Below are 3,896 nucleotides of genomic sequence, written 5' to 3'. Positions count from 1 at the left end.
TCGGCTCCGCCGACGGGCCCGGACAGCAGGGCGAGCGCCTCCTCGCCGCCGAACGGCAGCCCGGACAGTGCCCGCAGTACGAGCAGCAGCCCGGCGACGCCGTGCTGGCGGGCCAGCGGCAGCTCGGAGGCGGCCGTGGTCACCGGCACGCCGGCCGCCAGCAGGGCGCGCCGCAGCGGGGCGAGCGAGCGCGGCACCGACCGCACCACGACGGCCATCCGGGACCACGGCACCCCGTCGACGAGGTGGGCGCGGCGCAGCGTGTCGGCGACGAGCGCGGCTTCCTTCGCCGGCGTCGGCAGCACCCGGACCCGCACGGTGCCCGGGTCGTCCGACGGGACGGCGGGTGCGCCGCGGTGCGGCGGGAGGCCGGACAGCCGGCGGGTGATACGGCCGACGAGTTCGGCCACCTCGGGGGCGGCGCGGTGGTTGGTGCCGAGCACCACGCGGCGGCTCGGGTCGTCGTCGACCAGCGCGGCAAGGAAGGCCGGGTCGGCGCCACGGAAGGTGAACACCGCCTGGTCCGGATCGCCGGCGACGGTGGTGGTGCGGGTGCCGAGCCCGACGACGCGCACCAGTTGCGCCGCCTGCGGGTCGAGATGCTGGGCGTCGTCGACGAGCAGGTGCCGGATCCGGGTCCGTTCCCGTGCGAGCAGGTCGGGGTCGGTGACGAACGCGGCGAGGGCCGCCCCGACGAGTTCGGCGGCGTCGAGGGCGGGCGCGGTGGCCTCGGGCGCCTCGATGCCGACCGCGCCGCGCAGCAGCATGATCTGCTCGTACCGGGCGGCGAATTCGCCGACGGCGACCCACTCCGGCCGCGACCGCCGCTGCCCGAGCTCGATCAGGTCCTCGGGACCGAGGCCGCGTTCGTTGGCGCGCAGCATCAGGTCCCGCAGCTCCACCGCGAAGCCGGTCATGCCGAGCGCGGGCCGCAGCCGCTCGGGCCACATGCCCGCGCCGTCGTCGAGATCGCCGCGCAACAGCTCGCGCAGGACGGCATCCTGCTCGGCGCCGGTGATCAGGCGCGGGGGCGGGTTGCCGTGCGTGGACGCCTGCAGCCGCAGCACCGCGAACGCGTACGAGTGGACGGTCCGCACCAGCGGTTCCCGCGTGGCCCGGGGACCACCGGGAACCGCCCCCACGCGGAGCAACCCGGCGGTGATCGCCTCTCGCACCTCGGTCGCGGCGCGCCGGGAATGGGTGAGCACCAGCACCGACTCCGGGTCGGCGCCGGCGGCGATCCGGGACACGGCCAGGTCCACGAGCAGCGCGGTCTTACCCGTCCCGGGGCCGCCCAGCACCTGCCACGGCCGCCACTGCGGCATGGGCGGCGAATCGGCGAACACCCGCTGCACGTCCTCGGGCCACTGTCGCTGCGGCGGCGCCTCGTCCGGCCTCGGCACCAGCCGCACCTCGGCCTGCCGGGGCCGGGCGTCGGGGCGGATGTCGGCGTCGGTCATGGGGACATTCCAGCAGACGGGACCGACACCGCCGCGGAGCGGCGAATCCCGCACCGCCGCGGAGCGGCGAATCCGACAAGGCCGCGGAGCGGCGAGTCAGCCGGGCAACGGAATGTTCTGCAGCCGGACCTGACCGCGCGCCAGGGTCCTGCCGCTCTCGGTGCCGGTGACGGTGACGAGCCACAGCTGCTGGACGCGGCCCTGCTGAAGCGGTTCGGCGACGACGTCGACGCGCTCCCCCGTGCTCGAGCGCAGGAAGTCGGTGCTGTTGTGCACCCCGACCGCGAACTGGCCGCGGTCCTGGACAGCGGCGCTGGCCCCGACGCTGGCCGCGGATTCGACGGCGGTGGTGTAGACACCGCCGTGCACGACGCCCCACGGAGTGTGATGGTCCCGGCTCAGATCGATGTGTCCGGTGACCCGGGTGCCGGAGACCTCGTCGAGCACGAGGCCCGCCGCCTGCAGGAAGGCGCTGCCGGCGGGGAGATCGGTAGAGGTGGTGTCCATGGCGTCACGCTAACTTCTGAAATTACAGTTAGCAAGGGTCTAGCCTCGATGCATGCGCTGGTTGGAGACGGACACGGCGAACTGTTCCGTGCAGCGGACACTGGACGTGATCGGCGAGAAGTGGACCCTGCTCGTCCTGCGGGAGGCGTTCAACGGCGTGCGCCGGTTCGACGACATGCGGCGACACGTCGGGATGTCCGAGCCGATCCTGGCCGACCGCCTGCGCAAACTGGTGGCCGCGGGAATCCTGCGCCCGGTGCCGTACCGGCAGGCCGGACACCGCACCCGCAACGAGTACCGGCTCACCGACAAGGGTCTGGACCTCTTCCCCGTCCTCGTCGCCCTGCTCCAGTGGGGCGACCGCTACTGCGCCGACGAGGACGGGCCCCCCGTGGTGGTTCGCGACCGGGTGAGCGGCCGGCCCGTCGCCGCGGTGGTCGTTCCCGCCGGCACGGCCGGACTGACCGCCCGCGAGACCGAATCGACCCCGGGTCCGGGAGCCCGGCCCGTCCCCGCCGACCGGCCGCACCGGTCCCGCGCGAGCGCATCGGCTGCCACCGGAACCGGCCGCGGCCCTGACACAATCGACGGGTGAACGAACTGCACACCCATCTGTTCGGCCCCGCCGACGGTCCGCAGCTGCTCGCCCTGCACGGCCTCACCGGTCACGGCCGGCGCTGGGAGCACCTCGCGTCCGAGCACCTGCCCCAGGCCCGGGTCATCGCGCCGGACCTGCGCGGGCACGGCCGCTCCCCGTGGACGCCGCCGTGGAACTTCGAGACGCACGTGCGGGACCTGCTCGCCGTCCTCGACGCCCACGCCTCGGGTCCGGTGCTGGTGGTCGGGCATTCGTTCGGCGGCGCCCTCGCCGTGCATCTGGCGGCGACCGCCCCCGAGCGGGTGCGCGGGCTGGTGCTACTGGATCCGGCGATCGGGCTGCCGCCGGAACGCATGCTCGAGATCGCGGAGCTGACCGTGCAGCACCCCGACTACACCGACGCGACCGAGGCCCGCGCCGACAAGACGAACGGCGCGTGGGGCGAGGTCGATCCCGCGCTGCTCGACGCCGAACTCGCCGAGCACCTGATCACCCTCGACTCGGGCCGGGTCAACTGGCGCCTGTGCGTTCCCGCCCTGGTGACGTCGTGGAGCGAGCTGGCGCGTGAGTTCGTCCTGCCACCGGCGCACCTGCCCACGATCGTCGCGCGGGCCGCGAAGGTGCAGCCGCCGTACGTGACCGACGAGTTCCGGGCCGCCCTCGCCGACCGCCTCGGCACGAACCTCACGGCGCTCGACATCGACTGCGACCACATGATCGATCAGGCACGACCGGAGGAGACCGCGGCCCTCGTCCGGAAGCTGCTGTAGATGCCGGCAACGAGCGAGGCGGACGTCGAACGCGTCCGGGAGCTGGTGGCCTCCGTCCCCGAGGGCCGCGTGACCACCTACGGCGACGTCGCCGCGGCGGCCGGCCTGTCCAGCCCGCGCACCGTGGGCTGGATCATGCGGACCGACAGCGCGGACCTGCCGTGGCACCGGGTGGTCCCGGCCTCCGGAAGGCCCGCCGCGCACCTGGCCCACCGGCAACTCGCCCGGCTCGAGCTCGAAGGCGTGCCGATCCGCGACGGCCGGGTCGATCTCGCGGCGGCGCGGCACCGCTTCTGAGCCGGCTCACACCAGCGGTGGTGCCGCTCGCCGCGGCTCGAGGACGGCCGCGCCGAGCCCGGCCAGCACGTCGACCGCGGCGAGCAGTTCCGCGACCGGCCGGGTGAACGGCAGGCGCTGATGGTCGTCGAACGCGTGGCCGGTGCCGAATCGGGTGCCCGGCAGCAGGACGAGTCCCTGCCGTTCCGCCGCGGCGACGAGGCGGGTGGAACCGATGCCGTCCGGCAGCCGGCACCACAGCGACAACCCGCCCGCGGGCGGGAC

5 protein-coding genes and 1 pseudogene are annotated in these 3,896 nt (G+C 74.5%); 3 read left to right on the top strand and 3 right to left on the bottom strand.

Annotated elements, in window-relative coordinates:
- Both CQZ88_RS31700 and CQZ88_RS23805 read right to left on the bottom strand, forming a co-directional pair.
- Positions 1 to 1,460: UvrD-helicase domain-containing protein (locus CQZ88_RS31700; RefSeq protein ID WP_258008750.1), on the bottom strand; the 1,460-nt coding region annotated here is incomplete at its 3' end.
- A 96-nt stretch (positions 1,461 to 1,556) separates the two neighbouring features.
- Positions 1,557 to 1,967, bottom strand: a complete 411-nt coding sequence (locus CQZ88_RS23805; RefSeq protein ID WP_006942764.1) for a PaaI family thioesterase — start codon at positions 1,965 to 1,967, stop codon at positions 1,557 to 1,559.
- Between the two features lie 52 nt (positions 1,968 to 2,019).
- Between CQZ88_RS23805 and CQZ88_RS23800 the strand changes: the two genes are divergently transcribed.
- From CQZ88_RS23800 to CQZ88_RS23790, 3 genes are read left to right on the top strand one after another with little or no spacing between them, the layout of a single operon-like run.
- The gene (locus tag CQZ88_RS23800) at positions 2,020 to 2,562 is read left to right on the top strand and encodes a helix-turn-helix domain-containing protein (protein WP_029544571.1); all 543 of its coding nucleotides are present in this window, start codon (positions 2,020 to 2,022) and stop codon (positions 2,560 to 2,562) included.
- On the top strand, positions 2,559 to 3,335 hold the full coding sequence (locus CQZ88_RS23795) for an alpha/beta fold hydrolase (RefSeq protein WP_006942759.1): 777 nt from the start codon (positions 2,559 to 2,561) through the stop codon (positions 3,333 to 3,335). Before CQZ88_RS23800 ends, CQZ88_RS23795 begins: the two co-directional genes overlap by 4 nt.
- The gene (locus CQZ88_RS23790; protein ID WP_006942757.1) at positions 3,336 to 3,632 is read left to right on the top strand and encodes an MGMT family protein; all 297 of its coding nucleotides are present in this window, start codon (positions 3,336 to 3,338) and stop codon (positions 3,630 to 3,632) included. It abuts the gene before it with no gap.
- A gap of 6 nt (positions 3,633 to 3,638) precedes the next feature.
- Here the strand turns inward: CQZ88_RS23790 and CQZ88_RS31695 are convergent.
- Positions 3,639 to 3,896: pseudogene (locus CQZ88_RS31695) on the bottom strand (PLP-dependent aminotransferase family protein); the annotation flags it as partial.

The organism is Rhodococcus sp. ENV425 (assembly GCF_002887785.1).
GTDB lineage: Bacteria > Actinomycetota > Actinomycetes > Mycobacteriales > Mycobacteriaceae > Rhodococcus > Rhodococcus aetherivorans.
Note: the sequence above shows the minus strand (reverse complement) of the source record. Positions and strands in the feature narration are given on the sequence as shown.